Below are 26685 nucleotides of genomic sequence, written 5' to 3'. Positions count from 1 at the left end.
GTTAGGCTACCTTCACCGATCGTGAAGGGATGGCTGAGTCGTCGATGGAACAGATGGCCGAGCACGACGTACTTCTTTCGACCGCCCGGATCGCCTCCGTCCGGCGCCGTGCCGGCGAGTACCCCCAGCGGACCATCGCCGTCGCGAGTGCCGTCGCCCTGCACCACTGGGCCACCCCCGGTTTCGCGGTCGACGGGTTCGAGCTCACCCCCGCGACGTTGTTCAGCGACGTGCTCGTGTGGGCCGACAAGGGCCAGAACGTCGATGTCACCGAACGCCCCGACGGCTGGGCGATCCCCGTGCCGGACGGCGTCGACCCGGCTGCGGCGCAACGGGTGCTGGACGACCTGGCCGAGTTCCCCAACCGCGCCATCGGCACGCTGACCTCCCAGACGATCGACGACCGGCTCGCGGACCTGGCCCGCTGGAACGACAACGAGTTCCCGCGCGACCGGCCGAGCATCGTCGAGCTGTTCCGGGCGCAGGCCCGGCAGCGCCCGGACGCCGTCGCGATCAACGACGGCGACCGCGCGGTCACCTACGGCGAGGCGATGGCCCGGTCCAACCAGCTCGCCCGCCACCTGATCGCCCGGGGTGTCACCACCGAACAGGTCGTCGCCATCTCGCTGCCCCGCTCGGCCGAGATGGTGATCAGCCTCCTCGCCGTGCTGCAGGCTGGGGCCGCGTTCGTCCCGCTCGACCCGCAGTGGCCGGCGTCCCGCCGCGAGTCCGTGATCACCGACGCGCAGGTCGTCCTGCTTCTGGGCGCCGGTCAGGAGAACGAGCCCGAGTCCGTCGCGGTCGACCTGGACGACTGGGGGTTCGGCGAGCACTCCGCCGAGCCCACCGACGTCACGATCCGCGGCGCACAGCTGGCGTACGTGATGTTCACGTCCGGCTCGACCGGCCGCCCCAAGGGCGCGATGATCCGGCACGAGGCGATCAGCGAACGCCTGCTGTGGCAGGTCGACCAGATCCTCCACTTCGGACACTCCGACGCGTCGCTGTTCAAGGCGCCGCTGTCGTTCGACATCTCCGTCAACGAGATCTTCCTGCCGCTGGTGTGCGGCGGCCGGACCGTCGTCGTGCGGTCCGGTGGCGAACGCGACCCGCACCACCTGCTGGCGACCATCGCCCGGCACCGCGTGACGTTCGTGTACCTGGTGTCGTCGATGCTGGACGTGCTGCTGAACATCGCGGGCGACGGTGAGCTCGCCAGTCTGCGGCACGTGTGGTGCGGCGGCGAGGTGCTCACTCCCGAGCTGTACGAGCGGTTCCGCACACAGCTCGACATCCCGATGTACCACGGTTACGGCCCGGCCGAGGCCACGATCGGCGTCTCGCACGTGATCTACCGCGGCGAGGCCGAGCGGCTGTCGACGTCGATCGGCAAGGCCAACCCCAACACCGACCTGTACGTGCTGGACGACGAGCTGCGGCCGTGCCCGGTCGGCGTCGGCGGTGAGCTGTACATCGGCGGATTCCTGCTGGGGCGCGGCTATGTGAACGCTCCGGCCCTCACAGCGTCGCGGTTCGTCGCGAACCCGTTCGCCGCCGACGGTTCGCGCCTCTACCGGACCGGTGACCTGGCGCGGTTCGCACCGGACGGGTCGCTCGACTTCCTCGGCCGCGTCGACAACCAGGTCAAGATCCGCGGCATGCGGCTGGAGCTGGAGGACGTCGAGGTCGCGCTCGCCGAGCACCCCGGGGTCCGCCACACCTGTGTCGTGGTGCGCAAGAACTCCGCCGGCGGCAACTACCTCGTCGGGTACGTCGTGCCGTCGGACGAGAGCCTGACTCCGGACGCCGTGAAGCAGTGGGCGACCGAGCACCTCGTCGAGTACATGGTGCCCGCGCACGTCGTGGTGATGAACGAGTTCCCGTTGACCCCCAACGGGAAGCTCGACCGCCGCGCGCTGCCCGAGCCCGTGGTGGAGACCGGTCCGGTGACCGCCGCCGCCAACGACGACGAGGCCGTGATCTGCGCGGCCGTCGCCTCGGTGCTGCGGGTCGAGCAGGTCGGCGCGGACCAGGACTTCTTCGAGCTGGGCGGCGACAGCATCCTCGCGATCTCGTTGCTCAGCGCGTTGCGGGCGGAAGGCGTGTTCGTCACCGCCACCCAGATCTTCGTCAACCGCACCCCGCGCGCGCTCGCCGCAGTCGCGTCCCGTGACGGTGCTTCGGCGGTCGACCACGACGACGTGCCGACCGGCCCGGTGGCGGGTCTGCCGATCGTGCAGTGGCTCGGCGAGACCACGGACGCGATCGACGGCTTCGTGCAGTCGGTCGTGCTCAACACCCCGGCGGAGCTGACCGCCGACGCGCTGACCCGGATCCTCGACGCGGTGGTCGCGCGGCACGACATGTTGCGCGCCAGGCTCGTCCGGGGTGAGCGCTGGTCGTTCGACATCCCGGCCGACGGACACGCCCTCTGGGAGCAGAGCGATGCTCCGCTGGAGGAGTGCGTCGCGGCGGCCACCGAGGCGCTGGACCCGGACGCGGGCGTCATGCTGCGCGCGGTGTGGCGGCCGCGGGCGCGTCAGCTCGTGCTCGTGATCCACCACGTGGTGATCGACGGTGTCTCGTGGCGCATCCTGTTCGACGACCTCGCGCTGGCGTGGCAGCAGGTCTCCTCCGGTGCGGCCGTGGAGCTGCGCCCCGTCGACACGTCGTTCCGGCGCTGGACCCAGTTGCTGGAGCAGGCGTCGTTCTCGGCCGACCGCGCGTACTACGAGCGCGCGCTGCCGGGCGTGGACCAGCTGCTCGGCCGGCGTGAGCTGACCGGCGACGACGTCGTCGCGGGTGAGCAGGTCCGCACCGTGACGGTCGGTTCCCGGGCCACCGCGGCGTTGCTCAGCGACGTGCCGGCGTTGTTCCACGCAGGAGTCAACGACGTGCTGCTGACCGGTCTCGCGGTCGCGCTGGCCCGGTGGCGGCGCGACAACGGTCAGGACCAGACGTTCGCGCACGTCGAGCTGGAGGGCCACGGCCGCGAAGGCCGGTTCGTGCCGCGCGACCCCGACCTGTCGCGCACGGTCGGCTGGTTCACGACGTTGTTCCCGGTGGTGGTCGACCCGGTCGACGTCGACGACCTCGGCGCGGCTCTGAAGCGTGTCAAGGAGGACCTCGCTCGGGTGCCGAGCAACGGCGTCTCCTACGGCGCTCTGAAGTACCTGGGCGGCGAACGGTTCGACGCGTCGCGCCCGCAGGTGCTGTTCAACTACCTCGGCCGGTTCGCCGGTGGCGCGAACGGGGACTGGCAGCTCGCGGAGAACGCCGGCCAGCTCGGTGAGAAGCGCGACCCGGCGATGCGGCTGCCGCGCGCCCTGGAGTTCAACGCCTCCGCCGAACCCGGTGCCGACGGCGAACTGGAACTGGTCACCGTCCTCTCGTGGCCGTCCGGGGTCTTCACCGACGCCGACATCGCCAGGATCGGCGAGTACTTCGTCGCCGCGCTGGAAGGTCTGGCGGAGCTCACCACCGGTGGCCACTCCCCCAGCGACTTCCCGTTGCTGCCGCTCACCCAGGCCGACGTCGACGCCCTGGACTCCCCGGCGTTGCGCGAGATCCTGCCGCTGACGCCGTTGCAGGAAGGCCTGTACTTCCACTCCGTCTTCGACGACGACTCCGCGCACCGGTACGTCGAGCAGCAGCTGCTGACGCTGACCGGCGCCGTCGACGCCAAGCGGCTCGAAGAGGCGGCGGCGCGGGTGTTCGAGCTGTTCCCGAACCTGGCCGCGCGGTTCGCGAGCCTCGCCGACGGCAGGGTCGTGTCGGTGCTGGAGTCGGGTGTGCGACCGGTGTTCACCACGGTGAACGGCCAGGGCATGTCAGACGAGGAGATCGCCGAGCTCGCCGAACGCGACCGCTTCGCCGGGTTCGACCTCGCCACCGGTCCGCTGATGCGCTTCACGCTGGTGCTCACCGCGCCGCAGCGGTACGTCCTGATCCAGACCGTGCACCACATCATCGCGGACGGCTGGTCGGTGCCGCCGATGCTGCGCGCATTGCTGGCCGAGTACGACACGCCGGGGTCGGTGCACGTGCGCGGCAGCTACTCCGACTACGTGCGGTGGCTCGTCGAGAGCGACGCCGAGGAGAGCGACCGCGTCTGGTCGCACGAACTGGAGGGCCTGACCGGACCGTCGATCACGGTGCCGGACCACTCGCCGTCCGAGCGGTTCGCCGACATGCACCTGGACGCACCGTCCGATGTGGACGAAAGGGTGCGGGCGGCCGGGGTGTCGCTCAGCATCGCCGTGCACAGCGCGTGGGCCTTGACGCTCGGCGGGATCCTGGGCAGCCAGGACGTCGTGTTCGGCTCGACGGTGTCGGGTCGCGACGCCGACGTGCCCGGCATCGACGAGCTCGTCGGCCTGTTCATCAACACCATTCCCGTGCGCGCCAGGTGGTCCGGCGACACGACCGCCCGCGAGCTGCTGGACGCGATGCGCGAGCACCAGACCGCCGTGCTGCCGCACCAGCACGTGTCGCTGACCAGGATCGGCCGGCTCGCCGGCGCCGGTTCGCTCTTCGACACGCTCGTGGTGTTCGACGTCGCGACCGACGTGACCTCGTTGCGCAGCGACTCGTTCGGCATCGCGGACGTCGTCGGCGAGGGCGCGCCGCACTACCCGCTGACCCTGGTGGTCGAACGCCGGCACGACGGCTCGCTGCGGTTCAACCTGGTGCACGACAGCGCGGTCGTCCGCCCGGCGGGTGCCCGCCGGATCGTGCGGACCTTCGCCGACACCCTCACCGCGCTGCTGGCCGGCGAGATCAGTCCCGCGCGGCAGAGCATCGAACCCGCCGCCGTCGAGCAGGCCACGCTGGCCGAACTGTTCGACGCCGCCGCAGACCGCGCACCCGAAGCACGAGCGGTGACGCTGTGCCGGCTCGACGGCAGCTCGGAAAGCCTGTCCTACAGCGAACTGGCCGAGGCGAAGACCCGGCTGGCGCGCACGCTCGCGAACGTCGGGGTCGGGCCGCACCAGCGCGTCGTCGTCGCCGTGCCCCGTTCGCTGGAGCAGGTCGTCTCGCTCATCGCGGTCGTGTCCGCCGGTGGCGCGTACGTGCCGCTGGACGAGGCGTACCCGGACGACCGGCTCGAGTACCTGATCTCCGACACCGCGCCGCAGGTCGTGCTCATCGCCCCGGAACAGCGCGACCGCTTCGCCGCGATCGTCGCCAGGACCGGCAGCGCCGCACGGGTGCTCGCGATCGGCGACGAGGTGCCCGGCGCCGGCGTGATCACCCCGGCGACCTGGCGGCACCCGGCGTACGTGATCTACACGTCCGGGTCGACCGGCAAACCCAAGGGCGTCGTGGTGTCGCACCGCAGCGTGGTGACGTTCCTCGCGAACATCCAGCCGGACGTGGAGTTCGGGCCGGACGACGTGATCACGCAGTTCCACTCGTTCTCGTTCGACCCGTCGGTGCTGGAGCTGTGGGGCTCGCTGACCAACGGCGCCGAACTGGTGGTGCCCGACCGCGCTCTGACCCGCTCGCCGGTCGACTTCCACCGGCTGGTGCGCGAGCGCGGCGTCACCTTCCTGATCAAGACGCCGTCGTCGTTCTACCAGCTCATCGAGGCGGACAGGCACAGCGAGCCGATCACGTCCGTGCGCCGGGTCATCATCGGCGGGGAGGTGCTGGAGCCCGGCCGGATGCGCGACTGGGCGGCGCGGTACGGCACCCAGCGCCCGGCACTGATGAACTGCTACGGCCCGACCGAGTCCACTGTGTACACCACGCGGCACGTGCTCGACGACCACGACTACGAACCCGGCCGTGCCGAAGGCGCCCCGATCGGCCCGTCCGTGCCCGGCCAGCGTGCCTACGTGCTCGACGACCGGCTGCAGCCGGTCGGGCCGGGTGTCGTCGGCTCGCTCTACCTCGCCGGCCCGCAGCTCGCGGACGGCTACTTCGACCGGCCGGAGCTCTCGGCGAGCCGGTTCGTCGCCGACCCGTTCGCGGGCGACGGATCCCGGATGTACCACACCGGTGACCTGGCGAAGTGGAACCTCGACGACGAGATCGAGTTCCTCGGCCGCGCCGACGGCCAGGTGCAGCTGCGCGGGTTCCGCGTCGAACTGGGCGAGATCGAGGCCGTCGTCCGCGAGGTCGCGGGCGTGGTCGACGTGGCCGTGACGGTGGCGGACACCGCCGACCACCTCGTCGCGCACGTCGTGGGCACCCCGCCCGCCGACATCACGACGGTGCTCGCCGCGAAGCTGCCCCAGCACATGGTGCCGCAGCGGGTCATCCCGCTGGACAAGCTGCCGATGACGGTCAACGGCAAGCTGGACCGCGCCGCGCTGGAGGAACGCGCCCGCCAGGACGAAGCACCGGTCGTCGCGCCGGTCGCAGCGGCGAACACCTCCGTGCTCGACGCGCTGGTCGGGATCTTCCGCGACGCCCTGCCTGAGTCCGATGTGGACGCCGACACCGACTACTTCGTGGCGGGCGGCGACAGCATCGTGGCGATCGGCGTGGTGAACCGGGCGCGGGCGCTCGGGGTGACGTTCTCGCCCCGCGACATGTTCCTGCACAAGACCCCGCGAGCGCTTGCGGAGAAGTTCGCCGCGCAGCCCGTGGAGCAGAGGGCCCCGGCCGTGGAGGAGCCCTCCGACGGTCCGGTCGTGCCGACGCCGATCGTGTTGCGGCTGCGGGAGCTCGGCGGGTCGCTCGACCTCTTCGCGCAGGCCAGGCAGCTGGAGTGCGCGAGCCTACCGGACGCCCGGCGCGCCGCGAACGCCGTCGTGGCAACGCATCCCGCGTTGCGGCTGCGCCTCAACACCGACCAGGGCGTGTGGTCGCTGCGGACCGAACCGGCGGCCGAGGTCGACGTCGTGGTGTCGGCGGACGACCCTCAGGAGGCCGCCGAGGAGGCCGCGGGCAGGCTGGACCCCGAGGCCGGTGTCATGGCGGCGTTCACGTGGCTGGAGAACAGCCGCAAGCTGGTCGTCGTGGTGCACCACCTCGCGGTGGACGCCGTGTCCTGGATGATCCTGCTCGAAGACCTCGCGGTCGCGATGCGGGGGAACGAGCCGGCGCCGGTGACGACGTCGTTCGCCTCGTACGCCGCGGCGCTGACGCTGAACGCCCAGTCCGGTGGCGACCTGCGCCGGTGGATCGAGGCGCTCGACGCCTCGGTGCTCACGCCGCAGCTCGGTGAACGGCGCGAGGTCACCGTCACGCTGGCCGCCGACATCACCGGCCACGTCGTGCGGACCGCACCGAACGCGCTCGGCATCGGCCTGACCGAACTGCTGTGCGGCGCGCTGCGGACCGCACTCACCGAGATCCAGAGCACGCCGACGGACCTGGTGATCGACCTCGAACGGCACGGCCGCGTCCCCGCCGCCGAGCACCACGACTACACCCGCACGGTCGGCTGGTTCACCGCGGTCGCGCCCGTGAGGCTCAGCCCCGCCACCGATCCGGTCGCGGCGGCGCGGGAGGTCGTCGAGCGGCAGCCGGACGAGGTCGCGCACGTCGGGTTCGGTCAGCTGCGCCACCTGAACCCGCAGACGGCACCCGTGCTGGCCGCGCTGCCCAAGCCCCAGGTGCTGTTCAACTACCTCGGCCGCGGCAGCGAGTCGCAGGCACTGCACGTCGATCCCGAGAACCGGCCGAGCCCGTACGCGGTCGAGGTCAACTGCTGGGTCGACACCACCGGCTCGCTGCGCGCCACGTTCGGCCTGACCGAGGACGTGTCGGACGAGATCGCGGCGCGGTGGCTGATGGCGCTGGAACGGATCGCGGACGCCTCGGTGAACGTGCGGCACACCGCCCCGGTCTCGCCGCTGCAGCGCGGCCTGTACTTCCAGGCGGAGCTGGCCGGGAAGTCCGGTCAGTACGTGGCGCAGAGCTTCTTCGCGTTCGACCGGCGCCTCGACCCCGACGCGCTCGGCAGGGCGCTCGCACACGTCATCGCGAAGCACCCGGTCGTCGGCGCGGGCTTCGAGTCCGACGAGAACGGCACACCGGTGCAGGTGCTGGGCGCCAGCGGCCCGGTGCCGGTGCGGACCGTCGACGTGCTGAACTCCGACGCCGTCGAGGCGTTGCGCGTCGAGGACCGCGCCACGGGCTTCGACCTGACGTCACCGCCCCTGGTGCGGCTGACCGTCCTGCGGCTGCCGAACGGTCGCGACACGCTGCTGTTCACCAACCACCTGCTGCTGTGGGACGGCTGGTCGCGCGCGATCGTGCTGGACGACCTGTTCGACGCCTACCGCGCGTTCCTGGCGGGTGAGCCCGTCGACTCGACGCCCGCGACGCCGAGCTTCGAGAGCTACACGCGTGCGCTGGCCGAGAAGGACGCCGAGGCGGCGCAACGGTTCTGGGCCGGCTACCTCGCCGGCCTACCCGGCCCGACACTCCTCGGCGGAGGGTCCACTTCGGACTCCTTGCCGACGAAGATCGTGCGGACCCTGCCGGTCGAGGCGTCCAACCGGGTGCGGGAGGCCGCGCGCCGGTACGGCGTGACGGTGAACTCGGTGGTCACCGGTGCGCTCGGGCTGGCGCTCGGCCGGGAGACCGGTCGCGGCGACGCGGTGTTCGGCGTGACGGTGTCCGGACGTGAGCAGGAGGGCACCGAAGGCATCGTCGGCGTCCTGCTGAACACCGTGCCGATGCGGGTGACCGCGCAGCCGCACAACACCGTGGGCGAGTTCCTGGCGTCCGTCCAGGCCTCGCGGGTCGCGACGATGGAGCACGAGCACTTCGGGCTCGGCGAGATCCAGCGCGCGAGCGGCCACGACGAGCTGTTCGACAGCCTGTTCGTGCTGCAGAACTTCCTGGACGACGACACGTTCACCGAGTTCAACTCCAAGAACGGGATCACCGCCCACGAGGCCGAGGACTCGACGCACTACCCGTTCACGTGGGTCGTCACGCCGGGCGAGGAGCTGACGGTCAAAGTCGAGTACCGGCCGGACGTCACCGATCCCGCTTTCGCGCAACGGTTGTTCGACGGGTACCTGCGGGTGCTCGACGAGCTCACCCGCGCCGACGGCCTGCTCGGCGCGGTCGGCGGCTCGGTGGTCACGCCGGAGCTCAACCCCGCCAACGACTTCGGCAACCTCACCGTGGTCGACCTGTTCGACCAGGCGGCCGACCGCAACCCCGATCGAGTCGCGCTCGTGGCGCACGGCAGGACGATGACGTTCGCGGAACTGCGCGACCGGAGCCGGCACCTGGCCGGGGTGTTGTCCGGCAAGGGGATCGGCGTCGAGACGTCGGTCGCCATCGCGGTGCCGCGGTCGCTGGACTGGGTCGTCGCGCTGTTCGGCATCCTGCGCTGCGGCGCGGCGTACGTGCCGCTGGAGCTCGACCACCCGGACGAGCGGATCGCCGCGATCATCGACGACGCGCGACCCTCGTTGATCATCACGACGAGCGCGGTGGCACCGAGGATCCAGGGCACCACGTTCAAGCTGGACGAGCCTTGGCCGGACGCCGAACCGGTGATCACGTTCGCGGCCGATGCCCCCCACCGGCTCAAGCACGCGGCCTACACGATCTACACCTCCGGCTCGACCGGCAAGCCCAAGGGCGTCGTGACCGAGTACGCCGGCCTGACCAACATGCTGGTCAACCACCAGCGGCGGATCTTCGAGCCGGTGCTGGCCGAGCACGGGCACCGGACGTTCCGGATCGCGCACACCGTGTCGTTCGCCTTCGACATGTCGTGGGAGGAGCTGCTCTGGCTCGCCGACGGCCACGAGGTGCACATCTGCGACGAGGAGCTGCGCCGGGACGCGACCGGGCTGGTCGAGTACTGCCTGCGGCACGAGATCGACGTCATCAACGTGACGCCGACCTACGCGCAGCAGCTGGTGGCCGAAGGGCTGCTGGGCGCCGAGCACAAGCCGGCGCTGGTGCTGCTGGGCGGTGAGGCGGTCACGCCGACGCTGTGGCAGCAGCTCGCGGACACTCCGGGCACCATCGGCTACAACCTCTACGGGCCGACGGAGTACACGATCAACACGCTGGGCGTCGGCACGTTCGACTGCGTCGACCCGGTGGTCGGTGTGGCGATCGACAACACCGACGTCTACGTCCTCGACCCGTGGCTGCGGCACGTGCCGGACGGCGTCCCCGGTGAGCTCTACGTGTCGGGCGTGGGCATCGCGCGCGGCTACCTCGGGCAGCCGGGGCAGTCCGCCGAACGGTTCGTGGCGTGCCCGTGGGTGCCCGGTGAGCGGATGTACCGGACCGGTGACCTGGTGATCCGGCGCCCGGACGGCAACCTGCTCTACCTGGGCCGCACGGACAAGCAGGTCAAGATCCGCGGCCACCGCGTCGAGCTGGGCGAGGTCGAGGCGCGGTTCGCGGCACATCGGGGCGTCCGGTTCGTCGCGGCCGTCGCGCAGGCCGACCCGCAGGTCGACGGCGCGTACCGGCTCGCGGCCTACCTGGTCCTGGCCGAGGGTGCGGACATCCCGTCGATCGCGGCGGAGGTCGGGACCGGCCTGCCGGACTACCTGCGTCCGTCGCACTACGCCGCCGTGGACGCGATCCCGCTCACGGTCAACGGCAAGGCGGACACGTCGGCCTTGCCCGATGCCCGTCCGCTCGGCACGCTGATGACCAGGACCGAGGATCGGGAACTGACCGAGACCGAGACGCTCGTCCGCGAGATGTTCGCGGAGGCGCTCGATCTCGACGAGGACGAGGTGGGCATGGCGAGCGGCTTCACCGACCTGGGCGGGCACTCGATGCTCGCGGTGCGGCTCATCGGACTGCTCCGCCGCGAGTTCGGTCCCGTCGTCACGATCCGCGACCTGCTGTCCCTCTCCACCCCCGAAGCGATTGCGCGCCACGTTGACGAACACTGAAGTACGCACCGGCAAGGAGATCCTGCGGATCGCCTTGCGCCGCAACCGAGGCGCCATGACGTCCGGGACCCTCCTGATGGGGTCCTACCAGGCCGCCGAGACCGCCGTGCCCATCCTGCTCGGCGTGATCGTCGAGTACGCGCTGCGCGGAGGGCGGCTCAGCTCGCTCGGGCTGGCGCTGCTCGCGCTCGGTCTCGTGATGGCCACGGTGTCGTACTCGTGGCGGTTCGGCATGCGGATCCTGCAGAAGGCGAACACGACCGAGGCACACTGGTGGCGGGTCGAGGTCGCGGACCGCGGCCTGCAGCCGGTGGCGCGCGAGGTCGACCTGAAGTCCGGCGAGGTGCTCACCATCGCCACCGAGGACGCCGACCAGACCGCGGACATCATCGAGGTGGTGCCGCTGCTGGTCAGCTCGCTGGTGTCGGTGGTCATCACGGGTGTCGTGCTGGTGGTGATCAGCGTGCCGCTGGGCATGCTGGTGTTCGTCGGCACGGCGGCGATCCTGAGCGTGCTCAGCGTGATGTCACGGCGGATCGGCAGCAACACCCAGGTGCAGCAGGCGAAGGTGGCGCGGGCCGGGGCGAAGGTGTCCGACCTGATCGCCGGACTGCGGCCACTGCACGGGTTCGGCGGCAGCTACGCGGCCTTCCAGGCCTACCGCCGGGTCAGCACCGAGGCGAAGCAGCAGTCGATCGTCGTGGCGCGGGTCAACGGCGTCTACGCCGGGACGGCCCTGGCGCTGAACTCGTTGCTGGCGGCGGCGGTGACGTTGTGGGCGGGCCTGCTGACGTTCCAGGGTGAGATCACCATCGGCCAGCTGGTGATGGCGGTCGGGCTGGCGCAGTTCCTGATCGAGCCGCTGAAGCTGTTCTCGGAGATGCCCAAGTACGTGATGATGGCGCGGGCCTCGGCCGAACGGATGGCGCTGGTCCTGGCCGCGCCCCCGCGGATGACCCCCGGTGTCGAGGAGGTCGTCGTTGCGGAGACCGGGCTCGAAGTCTCCGGTGTCACGCACGGAACGTTGCGGGACTTGACGTTCTCCGTGCAGCCCGGCGAGTTCGTGGCCATCGCCGCGTACCAGCCGCAGGCCGCCGCCGAGCTGGCCGCCGTGCTGGCCGTCGAGGTACCTCCGGCTTCGTACTCGGGTGTGGTCCGGGTGGGCAAGCAGGAGGTCGCGTCGCTGACGATCGAGAGCGTGCGCACCCACCTGCTGGTCAACCCCTCGCACCACGAGGTGTTCGCGGGAACGTTGCGGGAGAACGTCGATCCGGCCGGCACCAGCACGCTGGTGGACGAGGCGGTGTCCGCCGCGATGCTGACCGACGTCGTCGCCCTGCACTCCGACGGCCTCGACTACGCCGTGCGCGACCGGGGCGCGAACCTGTCCGGCGGGCAGCGGCAACGGTTGTCGCTCGCGCGGGCGTTGGCCGCGAACCCGGAGATCCTGGTGCTGCACGACCCGACGACGGCCGTCGACGCGGTGACCGAGCAGCTCATCGCCCGCAACGTGACCGAGCTGCGCCGCGGCCGGACGACGATCGTGATCACGAGCAGCCCGGCGCTGCTCGACGTGGCCGACCGGGTGATCGTGCTGGACGGCGGCACGGTCGCGTCCGAAGGCACGCACCGCGAACTGCTCGGCCGTGACTCCTCCTACCAGCTGGCGGTGGCCCGATGACGAGGTTCGAGTGGCGTGGAGGCCCGGCCTCCGTGCGGTTCGAGAGCGTGCTGGACCCGGTCGAGCTGACGCAGGAGGGAGGCGACCTCTGGGCCGCCGAGGTCGAGATGCCGGCCCGGCTGCGCGTGACCTACCACTTCTTCTCGGAGGGCGAGGAGCACGCCGACCCGTCGAATCCCGCCGGGGCGGGCCCGAACCGGTCGATCTTCACCACGCCGGACCTGGAGCCGCAGCCGCACTGGCCCGTCGTCGGACCGGACGAGGTGCTGGACGTGCCGTCGCTGCGCATCCGGTGGAACGGCGCGTTGGGGCGCAAGACGGTGCGCGTGCACCAGGGCGGCGAGCCGGTCGTGCTGCTGCTCGACGGCGACGACTGGATGTACGTGCACCCCGCCGTCGCGGCGTTCGAGTCGGCGGTGAAGAACGGCGAGATGCCGCCCGCCACGCTGGTTTTCCTTCCCACGCCCCGTGATCGCGATGCCGAGTACAACTCACCCGAGCTGTGGCAGGCGATCCGCGACGAGCTGCTGCCGTTGCTCGCCTCGAACGGCGTGACGGTGGACCTGTCGCGGTTCGTGGTGGCCGGGCAGAGCCTGGGCGGGCTCAGCGCGTTCCGGGCGGCGCTGGACTTCCCCTCGCTGGTGACGAAGGTGGCGTGCCAGTCGGGGTCGTTCTGGTGGAAGCGCGACCTCCCGCGGCACGGCCTGTCGCTCGACGGCCCGGCCGGTGGTGAGATCGCGGAGCGCCTCGGGGCGCTGCCGGACCTGTCCGGGCTGCGCGTCGCGTTCGACGCCGGTGAGCACGAGCCCCGGATGCACCGGCACTGCTCGGTGGTGGAGGAGCTTGCGGCGCAGGCGGGTGCGACCGTGCGGGTGCACCGCTCCCCCGCGGGGCACGACCGCGTGGGCTGGCGGCACGCTTTGGTGCGCGACGTCGCCTGGTTGCTGAGCTGAGCAGGGGCCGGTCCGCGGACCGGCCCGGTTGAACGGTCCGGAACAGGTAGATCGTCCAGCGATCCGCGAGCCGACCCGGCAGGCTGGGCGGCATGCCGACACCCCCGGTCATCTCGGTGATGCTGATCGTTCCGGACGCCGACGCGGCGGTGGCCTGGTACCAGGCCGCGCTGGGCGCCACGCAGCGGTGGAACCTCGGCGGCGTGGCCGGTCTGGAGATCGGCGGCTCGCCGTTCTTCGTCCACCAGGTCAACCCCGCCAACCCCGCGGAATCGAGTCCCGGGGACGTCACCAGCGTCCGGGTCGAGCTGTTCACCGACGACCCCGACGGCGTCGTCGCCCGGGCTGTGGCCGCGGGAGCTTCTGGCTCCGCGGTCGTGAGTCACGAGATGCCGTGGGGCACGCACCGGCAGGGCGGCTTCACGGACCCGTTCGGCCACAAGTGGTCCGTGGGCGACCGGTCACCCCTGGGCTGACTGCAGGGGCCACACCTCGACGACTCCGTGTGCGACCGCGCACGGAGTTCCGGCCACCATGCGGACGGCCTCCTCCACCGAATCGGCCTCGATGATCGCGAAACCCGCGACTGGGAGGGCGGAGTTGAGAAAAGCCCCTGTCTTCGTGGTCGTGCCGGTGTTGCCGGGGTTGCGCACCTGCACGGGCTCCCCGGCGATGCCCATCTCCACTCCCTGCGCGCGCAGACGTGCGTCGTGCGCGTGTGCCTCGTCTCGGACGGCCGCTGCCGTTCGGTCGTAGTCCGCACGCTCCCCGTAGCCGATCGTCACGAACTTCATCGCTGAACCTCCTCGATTCGGACTGTTCAGCCGTACCGACTCCCGCGCGGCCCGGAACTCATCGGCCCGTTCATCGACTGTTCACCTCACGATTGCGACGACCCACCCGGAAACGGCGTCGAAGTGACGAAAGATCTGTTCTCTGACAGGGCTTTTCCGTAGAGGTGGACAGTGAAGAGAACGCTCGGCATAGGTCTTGCGGTCGTGCTGCTGGTCGGGGTCGTGACGGCAATCGTCCTGGGGCAGGGCTCCGGCGAACAGGGCCGGCTCCAGCCCGTCCGCGGTGTGATCGGCTCGGAGAAGCTCGCCTTCTTCGCCGACCAGCGGGTCAAGGACGTGTTCGCGAAGCACGGCCTGAAGGTCGAGGTGGATCCGGCCGGGTCGCGGCAGATCGCGACGACCGCGGACCTGAACTCGTACGACTTCGCGTTTCCCTCCTCGGCGCCCGCCGCCGAGAAGATCCAGCGCGATCGCAAGGCCGCGCGGACGTACGCGCCGTTCTCGTCACCGATGGTGGTCGCCACGTTCGACCCGATCGTCGACCTGCTGACGAAGGCCGGTGTGGTCAAGGCCGGGCCTGGCTACCAGACGTTCGACGTGCAGGCGTACCTGGATCTCGCGGCCAAGGGCACGCGCTGGGACCAGCTGCCGGGCAACACGGCCTATCCCGCGCGCAAGAACCTGCTCGTCACGACGACCGATCCGCGTGACTCGAACTCGGCGGCGATGTACCTGGCGATCACGTCGTTCGTCGCCAACGGCGGGGTGGTGTCGTCGCAGGACGCCGAGGCGAAGGTGTTGCCGGCGGTGTCGAAGCTGTTCCTGGACCAGGGATACACGCAGAGCAGCACCGAGGGGCCGTTCGAGGACTACCTGTCCGCCGGGATGGGCAAGACGCCGCTGGTGCTGGCGTACGAGGCGCAGTTCGTGGACCGGGTGGTGCGGGGCGACTCGTCGGTCCGGCCGGACATGAAGCTGCTCTACCCGGCGCCGACCGTGCTGTCCAAGCACACGCTCGTGCCGTTGCGCGAGACCGGTGACCGGGTCGGGCAGTTGCTGCAGAGCGATGCCGAACTGGGCAGGCTCGCCGCGACGTTCGGGTTCCGCACGGCTGACCCCAAGCACTTCAACGACGTCGTCGAGGAGAAGAGCCTGACCGTGCCGCAGACGATCCTGGACGTGGTCGAACCGCCCGCGCACGAAACCCTGGAGCGGATGCTCGAGGCGATCGCGAAGCAGTACTGACGTGACCGACTTCGTTCTGACACCACCGGATCCCGTCGAGCCCGTGCCGGTCGGCCGCGCGGCCGGGCTCATCCCCGTCGGCGACAAGGCCGAGCTGTCGTCACGGGCCGAGGCCTTCGTCTCGGCCCTGGGTGCCGTCGACCCGCAGTCACCGGACTTCGGCCGGATCGCCGACGAGGCACTGGTGCTCGGCGAGGCGGAGATGCGGCTGGCGGCGCAGATCGCGGGCCGTCTGCTCGACCGCACGCTCGCGTCCGTCTCGTCACCGCACGGTGCGCAGGTCTCGACGAGCCTGACCGAGCTGCGGCGCTCCGTTCGCGAGCTCGACCCGCAGGACCTGAGCAAGCTGACCGGCCGCAAGATCCTCGGCTTCCTGCCCGGCGGCAACTCGGCCCGGAGTCTGCTTGCACGGCTGCGCGCGGCCGACGAGCCGCTCAACCGCATCGTGCTCAAGCTGAGGTCCGGCCAGGACGCGCTGAAGCGCGACAACGCCGCCATCAAGGGCGAGCGGCAGCGGCTGTGGGACCTGATGACCAAGCTGTCGCAGGACGCCGCGCTGGCCGCCGAGATGGACGAGGCCGTCGAACGGCAGGTCGCGGTCCTGGACCTCGCTGAACCCGCACGCGCGCAGGCGTTGCGTGCCGACGTGCTGTTCGGTCTGCGGCAACGGCATCAGGACCTGCTGACCCAGCTGGCCGTGTGCGCGCAGGGGTACCTGGCGCTGGACGTGGTGCGCCGCAACAACGATGAGCTGATCAAGGGCATCGAACGGGCGGTCAGCACGACCGTCACCGCGTTGCGGATCGGCGTGGCGGTCGCGGCGGCACTGGCGGGCCAGCGCGAGGTGATCGACCAGGTGGACGCCGTGCGCGGACTGACCGACTCGATCCTGCGCTCGAACGCGACGCTGATGTCGTTGCAGGGCGAGGAGATCCAGCGCATCGCCTCGACCCCGGCCGTCGGCGTCGAGGCGGTGCGGACCTCGTTCGACCAGATCTACGCGGCGATCGACGCGATCGACACGTTCAAGGCCCGCGCGGCCGACTCCATGTCGAGCACGGTCTCCGCGCTGGACACCGAGATCCGGCGCGCCCACGACCACCTGAGCCGGGTGCGGGAGACCGGGGACCAGCCGTGACCGGCCACAGCCGCACCACCCACGAGCCATCAGCGCGACTTCCAGGAGCCAGCATGATCCGCCGCCTCGTCCCCGCGGTCGCCGTCGTGGCGCTGCTGGCGGGATGTTCCGACTCGACCGATCCGGACAGACCGGTCGGCGACGCCGCCCCCGGCACCCTGCGCGTCCTCGCGGGCAGCGAACTGGCAGACCTCCAGCCGATCCTCGACGAGGCCGCCCAAGCCACCGGCGTCAGCGTGAAGTTCAGCTTCACCGGCACCGTCGAGGGTGCCGAGAAGGTCGCGAGCGGCGCGGCCGAGCAGGGCTTCGACGCGGTCTGGTTCTCCTCCAACCGCTACCTCGAACTCGTGCCGGAGGCCCAGAAGCGGCTCGGCACGCCGACCAAGGTGATGTCGTCCCCCGTCGTGCTCGGCCTGCCCGCCGAGAAGGTGGAGGAACTGGGCTGGGACGGCAAGCGCGTCGGCTGGGCGGAGATCGCCGAGGCCGCGGGTGCGCAGAAGTTCACGTACGGCATGACCGATCCGTCCGCCTCCAACTCCGGGTTCTCCGCGCTGGTCGGCGTCGCGGCGGCGTTGTCGGGTTCGGGCTCGGCGCTCGACGCGGCACGGATCGACGCGGTCGCGCCGCAGCTCAAGCAGTTCTTCTCGGCCCAGAAGCTGTCTGCGGGCTCGTCCGGCTGGCTGTCCGAGGCCTACGTGCGGCGCGCCAGGGGTGAGGACCCCGGCACCGAGGTGGACGGTCTGATCAACTACGAGTCGGTGCTGCTGTCGATGCCACAGCCGTTGACCCTGGTGTACCCGAGCGACGGCGTGGTGACGGCCGACTACCCGCTCACGCTGCTCACGTCGGCGTCGTCGGAAGCCCGTGAGGCGCACCGGAAACTCTCCGACCACCTCAGGAGCGCCGACGTCCAGCGCAAGATCATGGAGACCACGCACCGCCGGCCCGCCGTGCCGCAGGTTCCGCTGGACGGCCGGTTCGCCGCCAAGGACCTCGTGGAGCTCCCGTTCCCCGGTAGCCAGTCCGCTGTGGACGGTCTGATCACCACGTACTTCGACCAGCTGCGCCGCCCGTCCCGCACGCTCTACGTGCTCGACACGTCCGGCTCGATGCAGGGCGACCGGATCGAAGGCCTGCGCCAGGCCCTCACCGGGCTGACCGGCGCCGACGAGTCGCTGGCCGGCAGGTTCAGCCGGTTCCACGGCCGCGAGCAGGTGACGTTGCTGCCGTTCAGCAGCGGTGCCCGGCCGGCGTTGAAGTACGAGGTGCCGAAGGACGACCCGCGCCCGGTCCTCGACCAGATCCGCACCACCGCCACGGGCCTCGAAGCGTCCGGCGGCACGGCGATCTACAGCAGCCTGCGCGGCGGGTACGACGTGCTGCGCCAGCAGATCGACGCCGACCCGGACCGGTTCACGTCGATCGTGCTGATGACCGACGGCGAGAACACCGGCAGCGAGGGCATCACCGACTTCCAGCTGTTCCACCAGAGCCTGCCGCCGGACCTCAAGGGCGTCCCGATCTTCCCCGTCCTGTTCGGCGAGAGCGCCACGACCGAGATGGAGCAGGTGGCGAAGATGAGCGGCGGCAAGGTGTTCGACGCCCGCAGCCGTTCGCTCTCGGCCGCCTTCAAGGAGATCCGTGGCTATCAGTAGGTACCTGGCCTCCTGGAAGAACCTGGCCGGCTGCGCGGGCGGGCTGATCGGTCTCGTCCTGCACTTCGCCGGGCTCGCCGGGTCGTACTGGATCGTGGTCGTCATCGGCCTCTACGGCGTCGGCGCTCTGGCCGCGCCACCCGAGCGGATCACCCTGGTGACCGACCCGGAGGAGGAAGCGGGCGCGCTGCGGTCCGAACTGGACGCGCTGGTGGAGCGGGTGCGGACGTTCCGGGTGCCGGACGAGGTCGCGCCGAGGATCGCGGAGATCGCCGAGGTCCTGCGCGGCATGCTGGACCGTCCCCGCGCACTGCGCGGCGACCCGGACGCCCTGCACGCCGTCACCAGGCTCGTCGGCACCGACCTGCCGCTGTCCGTGCAGACCTACCTGAACCTGCCGTGGTGGTACGCCGCCGCACGGGGTTCCGGCGCGGAACTGGTGCGGCAGCTGGACCTGCTGCACGCCGACGCCGTCCGGACCGCGGAACGGTTCCACGCGGCCGACGCGCAACGGCAGGCCGACCACACCCGCTACCTCGAAGACCGCGAGTAGCGTCGCGCTGGTCCCGCGTCAGGCGGGATGGCCGACGTCTGCACACCCTCACCGGCTGGGCGCCGGGGTCTCGGCGGGTGCCTCGCTCAGCTCGGCGACGGCCCTGCCGGCGAGCAGCGCGAGCCCGACGACGATCTCGGCCACTCCGAGCAGGAGCAGCAGCGTGGCCGCGGACACGAGGTGGTCGGTCAGCAGGCCGCCGAGCAGCACGGCGACCGGGTAGGGACCCTGACCGAGCAACCGCCGCGCGCCGAACACGGTCCCCTGCCTCTCCTGCGGGACGCGCTCCTGCCAGATCGCGGTGAGCGGCGCGTTGGTCATCTGCACCGCGATGTTGCGCGCGCAGCCGGACACCGCCCACGCCCACGGCAGCGCGGTCGCCACCAGCGCGACCCTGCCCACGAGACCACCGACGAGCACCCCGCCGCCGATGAGGAACCGCCGGGGCACCCGACCGGCGAGCAGGACGACCGCGGACGCACCGAGCAGGAGTCCCGCGGAGCTCGCGATGGTGTAGAGCGCGAGGTTCCACTCCGGGTTCTCCGCGGCGGTGAGCACGAACGCCGTCAGCACGGCCGCGCCCATGCCGTTGAAGAAGTTGTTCCAGGCGAAGGAGAGCTGCAGCCGCCGGAACCTCCGGTCGCGCAGGACGTACCGCACCCCCGCGGCCGCCCCGGCGAACGGGCGCAGCGGCCGTTTCGGCCCGGCCGGGGCGGAATCCCAGCGGGCCGCCAGGGCCAGGCACGCGGCGACCGTGAAGCTCACGGCGTCGAACAGGAACACGAGCGACGGGCTCGCGAAGCTGTACACGGCGGCGCCGAGCACCGGACCGGCGAACGCCGGCAGGTTCTCGACGAACGACACCATCCCGTTCACCTTGGTGAGGTCCGCCTCGCCGCGCAGTTGCCGCACCGAGGCGGACAGGCTCACCGAGAGGGCCGCGTCGACGAGGCCGGACAGCGCCACCACCGCGATGATCGCACCGATCACGCCGGGGGTGAGCGACGTGGCGAGCGCCGCGAGCACCAGTGCGCAGCAGGCGAGCGCCACGTCGCAGGTGATGATCACCCCGCGCCGCGGGAAGTGGTCCGCGACCGCCCCCGCCAGCGGCGCCAGGTAGATGCTCGTGACGAACTTCGCGGCGAGCACGAGGGCGAGCGCGGCGGCCTGTCCGGTCGCCGCGTACACGGCCGTGCTCAGCGCGAAGGTGGCGGCACCGGACCCGGTGAGGGACACCACCTGACCGCTCCACAGCAACGCGAACGCGCGACGCCCCATCAGTCGAGCACCGCTCGTCGCAACAGGTGGTGTGCGGAGGATACGAACGCCCGCACACGGTGAACCGTGCCCCCCAGCATGAACGCAACGTTAGCAAGCACGCACGCGGAGACGACTCCGAATGCCTGCCCCATCGACTGCATCGGTCCGTGTCCGTGCTCTCGAACCCAAGCATCGCGCTTGAATGCGTGTCGACCGCGTACGTGCCGGTCGCCGCCCTCCGCTAGGTTTCCCCAGTCCTGGCTGAAGAAGTGCATTCGAGGGTGAAGCGGTGCTGGTGCCGGAGTCGGCGTTCGAACGGGCGGAACTGGGGTCCGGGCAGCTCTTCGCGGTCACCCGCCCGCCGGGGGCCGAACGGACGCGGTACCTGGTCCAGGCCGTGGAGCTGGCTCAGGCACGGGGTCTCGCCGTCGTCTGGACGACCTGCCGCGCCGACGCTCCGGCGTACTGGCCGTGGCACGCGGTCCTCGCCGGGCTGGGCGGTGACACGGCGGTGCTGGACGCCGAACCCGAGGTCTGCGCGCAGAAGGTCGTCGACGTCCTCAAGCGCACACCCGCGTTGATCCTGATGGACGACATCGACGTGGCCGGCGGGGAAGCGTTCCAGCTCACGCAGCTGGTGGCCGGGAACGTGCACCACCTGCCCGTCGTCATCGTCGTCACCTCCACCGGCACCACCGCGCTGGACGAGACGGTCCGTCTCGTCGCACGAGCGCACGCCGCACTGGCCGGCGGCCGGATCACCGAGGCCCGCGAGCTGCTCGACCAGGCCGCGCGCGACGGTGATCCGGAGGCGGCGCTCGGCCTGCCGGGCATGTGGGTCAACAAGTACCGCGGCAGGGCCGATCGCGCGCTCGCGATCGCCCGTTTGCGCGAGGCGCTGGCCGCCCAGCCGTCCGAACCGTTGCGCACCAGGCTGATCACCAGGCTCACCGCCGAGCAGGCCTACGACCGGCGCGAGACCGAGTCCGTGCTGCGAGCGCTGGAGCAGGCCAGGAGCACCGGTGACCAACTCACCCTGGCCGAGGCGTTGTCGTTGGCACATCACGCGTTGTGGTCTCCGGAGCACACCGCCTTCCGGCTGGCGCTGGCCGGCGAACTGATCTCCGTGGCGTCGGCTGCGGGCCTGGACCTGTTGGCGCTCAGCGGTTTGTGCCGCCGCACGATGGACCTGTTCTGCCTGGGCGATCCGCACGCGGAGCGGTCGCAGGCCGAACTGGCGCGGCGCGCGTCCGGCTATCCGGCCCTGCTCTTCTTCCACGCCGCGATGGACGTGATGCGCACGATCCGCGCGGGCCGGTTCGCCGAGGCCGAGCAGAAGTCCCTGGCCTGCCTGCGGATCGGGGTCGAGGCGGGTGACGTGGACGCGGAGACGTTCCACAGCACGCACCTCTTCGCGATCCGGTGGCTGCAGGGACGCGGCGGCGAACTGGTCGACCTCGCCGAGCAGGTCACGCACTCCCCCACGCTGCCGGACCTGGAGTTCAGCTTCGAGGCCGCGCTCGCGTTGCTGGCACTCGAGGCGGGCCAGCGGGACCGCGCGCGGTCGGCGTTGCACCGGCTGACCATCAACGGGCTCACCGCGGTCCCGCTGTCGAGCACCTGGATCACGTGCATGTTCTGCGTGGTGCACGTGGCGGCGGCGCTGGGCGAGGCGGACATCGCCCGCGAGGCCTACCGGTTGCTCGAACCGTTCGCCCCGCTGCCCGTCGTGCCGGCCACCGCGATCGTCTGCTTCGGCTCGGCCGAACTGCTGCTGGGCATCGCCGCCACGACGTTCGGCGACCCCGCTCTCGCCACCGAGCACCTGGAACGCGCTGTCACCACCAACATCCGGCTCGGCAACCTGCCGATGACCGCGTACGCCCGCGCCACCCTCGCCCAGACCGTCGGCGGCGAGCGGGGCAGGGCGTTGTTCGACATCGCCGTCAACGACGCGAACGCGATCGGCATGACCGCACGCGCCGCGATGTGGGCGCAGGCCCGTGACGGGCTGTCCGGCCGGATCACGATCCGCAAGGAGAACGGCTGGTGGGTCGTCCGCCACCACGGCAGGGAAACCCGCGTCGAGGACCTCGTGGGCATGCGGTACCTCGCGCGGCTGGTGGCCCATCCCGGCACCGAGATCCCCGCGCTCGAACTCGTCGGCGGCGAGGACAGCGGCAACCAGCCGGTGCTCGACCCCGTGGCCCGCGCCGCCTACCTCACGCGCGTCCGGGACCTGCGCGCCCGGCTCGACGACAACCCGACGCCGCGCCTGGAGGCCGAACTCGAGGCGTTGCTGAGCCACCTCGAACGCGAGACCGGCATGGGCGGGCGCGCCAGGAACTTCGCGGGCCCGGCCGAACGCGCCAGAACCGCGGTGCGCAAGGCGATCCGGCGGGCCATCGACACTATCGCGGCGACCGAGCAGTCCACGGCGGACGCGCTGCGCGAGGCCGTGACCACCGGCTACCGCTGTTCGTACCGGCCCGGCTGATCTTGACCACCGCACGGCCACCGGATCACCACCGCGGGCCCGCAGGATGGGCGCAAGGGGAGATCCAGTTCGGACCGGGTCGTCGCTCGCACCCCCCAGGGCGAGCGACGGCCCACCTCCGGTGAGTACCTCCGAGGGGGAAGTACTGACCGGTCACCGAAGTGCCGTGGCCCGCACCCCCGACACGGGCCACGGCACTTCGGCTCAGCCCGCCAGCACCGCGGCCTCCCTGCGGCGCAACGCGGTGCCGGGTTCCATCCCGAACTCCTCGACGAGCAAAGCCCGCACGCGCCGGTAGGTCCGCAGCGCGTCGCCGGCCCGGCCGGCCCGGTGCTGGGCCTCCATCAGCAGGTCCCACAACGACTCCCGCAGCGGGTAGAGCGCGACGAGCCGTTCGAGCTGCGCGATCGCCTCGGCGTAGCGGCCGTCCAGGCACAGCGCGGCCGCGTGGTTCTCCTCGGCGAACGCCAGTGCCTCCCGCAGCCGCACGATCTCCGCACCGGCCCAGCCCTCGACCGGGCAGTCCGCCAGCGGATCACCGCGGTGCAGGGCGAGCGCCTCCGCGTACCTGCCGCACCGCAGGTGCTCGTCGAACTCCTCGACGTCGACGACGACCTGCGTGACGTCGAGCAGGTAGCCCGGTTCGCGCGTCAGCACCACGCCGTCCGCACCGGCCAGTTCGAGCGCCCGGCGGACCTTGGCCACGTGCCCCTGCAGCGTCTTGGTCCCGGTGGGCGGCACGTCCTCGCCCCACAGGCCGTCCACCAGCGCGGATCTCGACACCAGGCGGCCCGTTCTCAGCGCCAGCAACGCGAACACGGCCCGCCGCCGTGCCCCGGTGAAGCGCACCGGTCCGTTCGGCCCGCGGACTTCCAGCGGCCCGAGGAGCCGCACCTCGATCTTCATCTGCATTCCCCTCCCCTTGGACACGAGAAAAGGCGTGCCACGGGTGTGCCGCGCGACGGCACATCACGGCGAGATAACCGAACGATAACGGCACGACATACCGACCGAGTACTCGGTCGGTGCTTCTGGTGTGCTCGAAGACATGGACATCGAGAAGGCGATCGCCGGGCTCGACCTGCCGCGGAAGGTCCGGCTGCTCACCGGTTCCGCGCTGTTCGCGCTGCACCCGGAGCCGGAGATCGGCCTGGCGTCGCTGAAGCTGTCCGACGGCCCGACGGGTGTCCGCGGCGCCGAACTCAGGGGCGGCACGATCGCGTGCGTGCTGCCGAACGCGACGTTGCTCGCCCAGCACTGGGACGTGGCGCTGGCGCGCGAGGTCGGCGAGGTGCTCGCGGACGAGGCGGCGGCACAACAGGTCCACGTCGTGCTCGGCCCGACGATCAACCTGCACCGCACGGCGCTCGGCGGCCGGTTGTTCGAGGCCTACAGCGAGGACCCGCTGCTCACCGGCGTCATCGCGGCCGCCTACGTGCGCGGCCTGCAGGACAAGGGCATCGCGGCGACGCCGAAGCACTACGTGGCCAACGAGTCCGAGACCGAGCGGCGCACGGCGAGCATGGTGCTGGACGAGAAGACGTTGCGCGAGATCTACCTGCTGCCGTTCGAGATCGTGGTCGAGGACTCCTCCCCGTGGGCGGTCATGGCGGCCTACAACAACGTCAACGGCATCCCCGCGACCGAGCACACCGAACTCGTCGAGGGTGTGCTGAAGGGCGAGTGGGGGTTCGACGGCCTGGTCATGTCGGACTGGTTCGCCACGAAGTCCACCGCGGCGAGCGCGAACGGCGGCCTCGACCTGGTCATGCCCGGCCCGGGCGGTCCGTGGGAGGACGAGCTGGTCGCGGCCGTGCGGGCGGGCGAGGTCGCGGAGTCGGTCGTCGACGACCACCTGCGCCGGTTGCTGCTGCTGGCGTCGCGGACCGGGGCGTTCGGCGAGCAGCGCTCGTGGCCCGGCGACCTGCCCGCGCCCGGCAGCGCGCTGCGCCGTGAACAGCTGCGCAGGTTCGCGGCGGGCGGCATGACCGTGCTGAAGAACTCCGGTGTGCTGCCGTTGCAGGAGTCCCGCGTCGCGCTGATCGGCCGTCACGCGATCGACACCGTCGCGCAGGGCGGTGGCTCCGCCGGAGTGCGGCCGCCGCACGTCATCAGCATCGCGGACGGGCTGACCTCCCGGCTCGGCGACCGGGTGTCCGTTGTGGACGGTGTGGAGGTCAGGGTCCGGCACGCCGCTCCCGCCGCCGGGGTGCTGAAGGACATCCGCGCGACGACGTACGACGCGGACGGTCAAGTGCTGGCGACGCGTGAGATGGAGATCGCCGAGCTCGCGGCGTACGGCGGCTGGGCGCAGGGTGCCGCGTCGATCGAGGTGTCCGGTGAGGTCGTGCTGGACGAGCCGGCTCAGATGCTGATCGGCGTGCGCGGGTTCGGCAACTGGACGATCGACGTCGCCGGACGGCAGCACGCCACGCTGCTGGCCTGGGCGAACGGCATCGTCGAGGAGGCACTGCTCAAGCCGCCGCACTGGACGGCCGAGGTGCTGCTGTCGCCGGGTGACCGGATCACGGCCCGCGTTCGTGAGGCCAGCGCATTGGTCGGCCTGATCACCCAGCCGGTGCCCCGCGCTCCCGCCGACGCCATCGGTGCCGCGGTGAGGGCCGCGCGCGAGGCGGACGTGGCGGTCGTGGTCGTCGGCCTCACCGAGGAGCAGGAGACCGAGGGCTTCGACAAGACCACGCTCGCGTTGCCCGGCGAGCAGGACGCACTGGTCGCGGCCGTGGCGGCGGCCGCGAAACACACCGTCGTCGTGGTGAACGCCGCCACGCCGGTGCTCATGCCGTGGCTCGCACAGGTCGACGCGGTGCTGTGGGCCGGACTGCCCGGTCAGGAGGCCGGTGACGCGGTGGCGTCCGCCCTGCTCGGCGACGTCGAACCGGCCGGGCGCCTGGTCACGACGTTCCCCCGCTCCGACGCCGACGCCTTGCCGCTGATTCCGTCCGATGGCGAACTGGTGTACTCCGAAGGCACCGCGATCGGCTACCGGGGCGCGTCCGAGCCGTTGTTCTGGTTCGGCCACGGTCTCGGCTACACGACCTGGGAGTACGGGGACGCACACACGTCCACTGCGGACGGTGTGCTCGCTTCGGTCTCGGTGGAGCTCACCAACACCGGCGAACGGGCCGGTCGCGAGGTCGTGCAGGTCTACCTCCGCCCACGAGACGAGACGGTCCGTCTCGTCGGATTCGCGGTGGCGGACGTCGAGGCCGGGCAGACCGTGCGGGTCGAGGTGCCGTGCGACGCGCGGGTCCAGCGGACGTGGGCGGACGGCTGGCACCCTCTGACCGGCGGCGAGGTGCTGATCGCCCGCGGGCTCGGCGACGTCCGCGTCACCCTGCCCGCTGATCAGGAGTGAGGTGACGCGGTGTCGGTCCCGCCCAGGTATCGGACCAGGTCGCGAGTCGACGTCTCCGGTGAGGAGTCCAGGGCCAAAGCGGTGGCCGTCGCGACCGAACTGTTCGCGCTGACAGGCTTCAAGGGGACGTCGGTCGCGGCCGTGGCGGCGAAGACCGGGCTCTCGCAGTCCGGCCTGCTGCACCACTTCCCGAGCAAGGCGGCGCTGCTGACGGCCGTGCTGGAGGAACGCGACCGGCAGGACGGCGACTTCCTCACCGGGGGCGGGGGGCCGCCGCTGGGCTGGGCGGCGTTCGACGCGCTGGCCGCCCTGGTGGCGCGCAACGCGACGCGGCCGCACCTGGTCGGCCTGTTCGTACGGCTGGCCGCCGAGGCGACCGAACCCGGCCACCCCGCGCACGCGTGGGTGCGCCGGCACTACAGCGGACTGCTGCGATGGCTGACCGATGCCGTGCGCACCGGTCAGGAACGAGGGGAGATCGCGGCGGACGCCCCGGTCGGCTCGGTGGTGCGCACGACGATCGCGGTGATCGACGGGTTGCAGCAGCAGTGGCTGCTCCAACCGGACGAGGTGTCGATGACGGCGGAGTTCGAGGAGTTCACCCGAACCCTGCGAGCCCGCTGGGCGGGCTGACGGTCTACCGCAAGGTGGTGGCCCGGTGCAGTCTGGGGGACCCGTCCGGGCCACCG

General features: G+C 71.3%; 14 protein-coding genes. 11 read left to right on the top strand and 3 right to left on the bottom strand.

Annotated elements, in window-relative coordinates; all coding sequences use genetic code 11:
* The first annotated feature begins 29 nt into the window (after positions 1-29).
* From SK571_RS19900 to SK571_RS19885, 4 genes are all read left to right on the top strand, one after another.
* Positions 30-10844, top strand: a complete 10815-nt coding sequence (locus SK571_RS19900; protein WP_319985583.1) for a non-ribosomal peptide synthetase — start codon at positions 30-32, stop codon at positions 10842-10844.
* Positions 10831-12525 carry an ABC transporter ATP-binding protein gene (locus SK571_RS19895; RefSeq protein WP_319985582.1) on the top strand — a complete coding sequence of 565 codons (1695 nt, stop codon included), beginning with the start codon at positions 10831-10833 and terminating at the stop codon, positions 12523-12525. Before SK571_RS19900 ends, SK571_RS19895 begins: the two co-directional genes overlap by 14 nt.
* Positions 12522-13478, top strand: a complete 957-nt coding sequence (locus SK571_RS19890; protein ID WP_319985581.1) for an alpha/beta hydrolase-fold protein — start codon at positions 12522-12524, stop codon at positions 13476-13478. Before SK571_RS19895 ends, SK571_RS19890 begins: the two co-directional genes overlap by 4 nt.
* A 92-nt stretch (positions 13479-13570) precedes the next feature.
* Positions 13571-13954: a VOC family protein gene (locus tag SK571_RS19885; RefSeq protein WP_319985580.1), complete on the top strand. Its 384-nt coding sequence runs from the start codon at positions 13571-13573 to the stop codon at positions 13952-13954.
* Here SK571_RS19885 and SK571_RS19880 read toward each other — a convergent pair.
* Complete coding sequence (locus SK571_RS19880) at positions 13940-14272, bottom strand: YciI family protein (RefSeq protein WP_319985579.1); 333 nt, start codon at positions 14270-14272, stop codon at positions 13940-13942. The two genes, SK571_RS19885 and SK571_RS19880, sit on opposite strands and share 15 nt — an antisense overlap.
* 171 nt (positions 14273-14443) lie before the next feature.
* On the opposite strand from SK571_RS19880, the gene SK571_RS19875 reads away from it, so the two are divergent.
* From SK571_RS19875 to SK571_RS19860, 4 genes are read left to right on the top strand one after another with little or no spacing between them, the layout of a single operon-like run.
* Entirely contained in the window at positions 14444-15517 is a 1074-nt protein-coding gene (locus SK571_RS19875) for a hypothetical protein (RefSeq protein WP_319985578.1), read from the top strand.
* A 1-nt stretch (position 15518) separates the two neighbouring features.
* Positions 15519-16655, top strand: coding sequence for a toxic anion resistance protein (locus tag SK571_RS19870; RefSeq protein ID WP_319985577.1), 1137 nt, complete (start codon positions 15519-15521; stop codon positions 16653-16655).
* A 53-nt stretch (positions 16656-16708) separates the two neighbouring features.
* Entirely contained in the window at positions 16709-18310 is a 1602-nt protein-coding gene (locus SK571_RS19865; RefSeq protein WP_319985576.1) for a VWA domain-containing protein, read from the top strand.
* Positions 18297-18863 carry a hypothetical protein gene (locus SK571_RS19860; RefSeq protein ID WP_319985575.1) on the top strand — a complete coding sequence of 189 codons (567 nt, stop codon included), beginning with the start codon at positions 18297-18299 and terminating at the stop codon, positions 18861-18863. The genes SK571_RS19865 and SK571_RS19860 overlap by 14 nt, the downstream gene beginning before the upstream one ends.
* 48 nt (positions 18864-18911) lie before the next feature.
* Here SK571_RS19860 and SK571_RS19855 read toward each other — a convergent pair whose 3' ends face one another.
* On the bottom strand, positions 18912-20141 hold the full coding sequence (locus tag SK571_RS19855) for an MFS transporter (RefSeq protein WP_319985574.1): 1230 nt from the start codon (positions 20139-20141) through the stop codon (positions 18912-18914).
* 271 nt (positions 20142-20412) lie between these two features.
* On the opposite strand from SK571_RS19855, the gene SK571_RS19850 reads away from it, so the two are divergent.
* Positions 20413-22620, top strand: a complete 2208-nt coding sequence (locus tag SK571_RS19850) for a hypothetical protein (protein ID WP_319985573.1) — start codon at positions 20413-20415, stop codon at positions 22618-22620.
* 204 nt (positions 22621-22824) lie between these two features.
* On the opposite strand, the gene SK571_RS19845 is transcribed toward SK571_RS19850, so the two are convergent.
* Complete coding sequence (locus SK571_RS19845; RefSeq protein WP_319985572.1) at positions 22825-23532, bottom strand: AfsR/SARP family transcriptional regulator; 708 nt, start codon at positions 23530-23532, stop codon at positions 22825-22827.
* Positions 23533-23668: 136 nt separating this feature from the next.
* On the opposite strand from SK571_RS19845, the gene SK571_RS19840 reads away from it, so the two are divergent.
* Both SK571_RS19840 and SK571_RS19835 read left to right on the top strand, forming a co-directional pair.
* Complete coding sequence (locus tag SK571_RS19840) at positions 23669-25996, top strand: glycoside hydrolase family 3 protein (protein ID WP_319985571.1); 2328 nt, start codon at positions 23669-23671, stop codon at positions 25994-25996.
* 9 nt (positions 25997-26005) lie between these two features.
* On the top strand, positions 26006-26629 hold the full coding sequence (locus SK571_RS19835; protein ID WP_319985570.1) for a TetR/AcrR family transcriptional regulator: 624 nt from the start codon (positions 26006-26008) through the stop codon (positions 26627-26629).
* The last annotated feature ends 56 nt before the right edge of the window (positions 26630-26685 follow it).

The organism is Lentzea kristufekii (assembly GCF_033949925.1).
GTDB lineage: Bacteria > Actinomycetota > Actinomycetes > Mycobacteriales > Pseudonocardiaceae > Lentzea > Lentzea kristufekii.
The sequence above is the reverse complement of the archived record's forward strand: the minus strand, read 5'-3'. Positions and strand labels throughout refer to the sequence as shown.

What these genes read in the sequence shown, in the direction of transcription:
- SK571_RS19900 (WP_319985583.1), top strand. Translation starts at nt 30, where the DNA reads ATGGCTGAGTCGTCGATGGAACAGATGGCCGAGCACGACGTACTTCTT.
- SK571_RS19840 (WP_319985571.1), top strand. Translation starts at nt 23,669, where the DNA reads ATGGACATCGAGAAGGCGATCGCCGGGCTCGACCTGCCGCGGAAGGTC.
- SK571_RS19845 (WP_319985572.1), bottom strand. Translation starts at nt 23,532, where the DNA reads ATGCAGATGAAGATCGAGGTGCGGCTCCTCGGGCCGCTGGAAGTCCGC.
- SK571_RS19855 (WP_319985574.1), bottom strand. Translation starts at nt 20,141, where the DNA reads ATGGGGCGTCGCGCGTTCGCGTTGCTGTGGAGCGGTCAGGTGGTGTCC.
- SK571_RS19890 (WP_319985581.1), top strand. Translation starts at nt 12,522, where the DNA reads ATGACGAGGTTCGAGTGGCGTGGAGGCCCGGCCTCCGTGCGGTTCGAG.
- SK571_RS19885 (WP_319985580.1), top strand. Translation starts at nt 13,571, where the DNA reads ATGCCGACACCCCCGGTCATCTCGGTGATGCTGATCGTTCCGGACGCC.
- SK571_RS19865 (WP_319985576.1), top strand. Translation starts at nt 16,709, where the DNA reads ATGATCCGCCGCCTCGTCCCCGCGGTCGCCGTCGTGGCGCTGCTGGCG.
- SK571_RS19880 (WP_319985579.1), bottom strand. Translation starts at nt 14,272, where the DNA reads ATGAAGTTCGTGACGATCGGCTACGGGGAGCGTGCGGACTACGACCGA.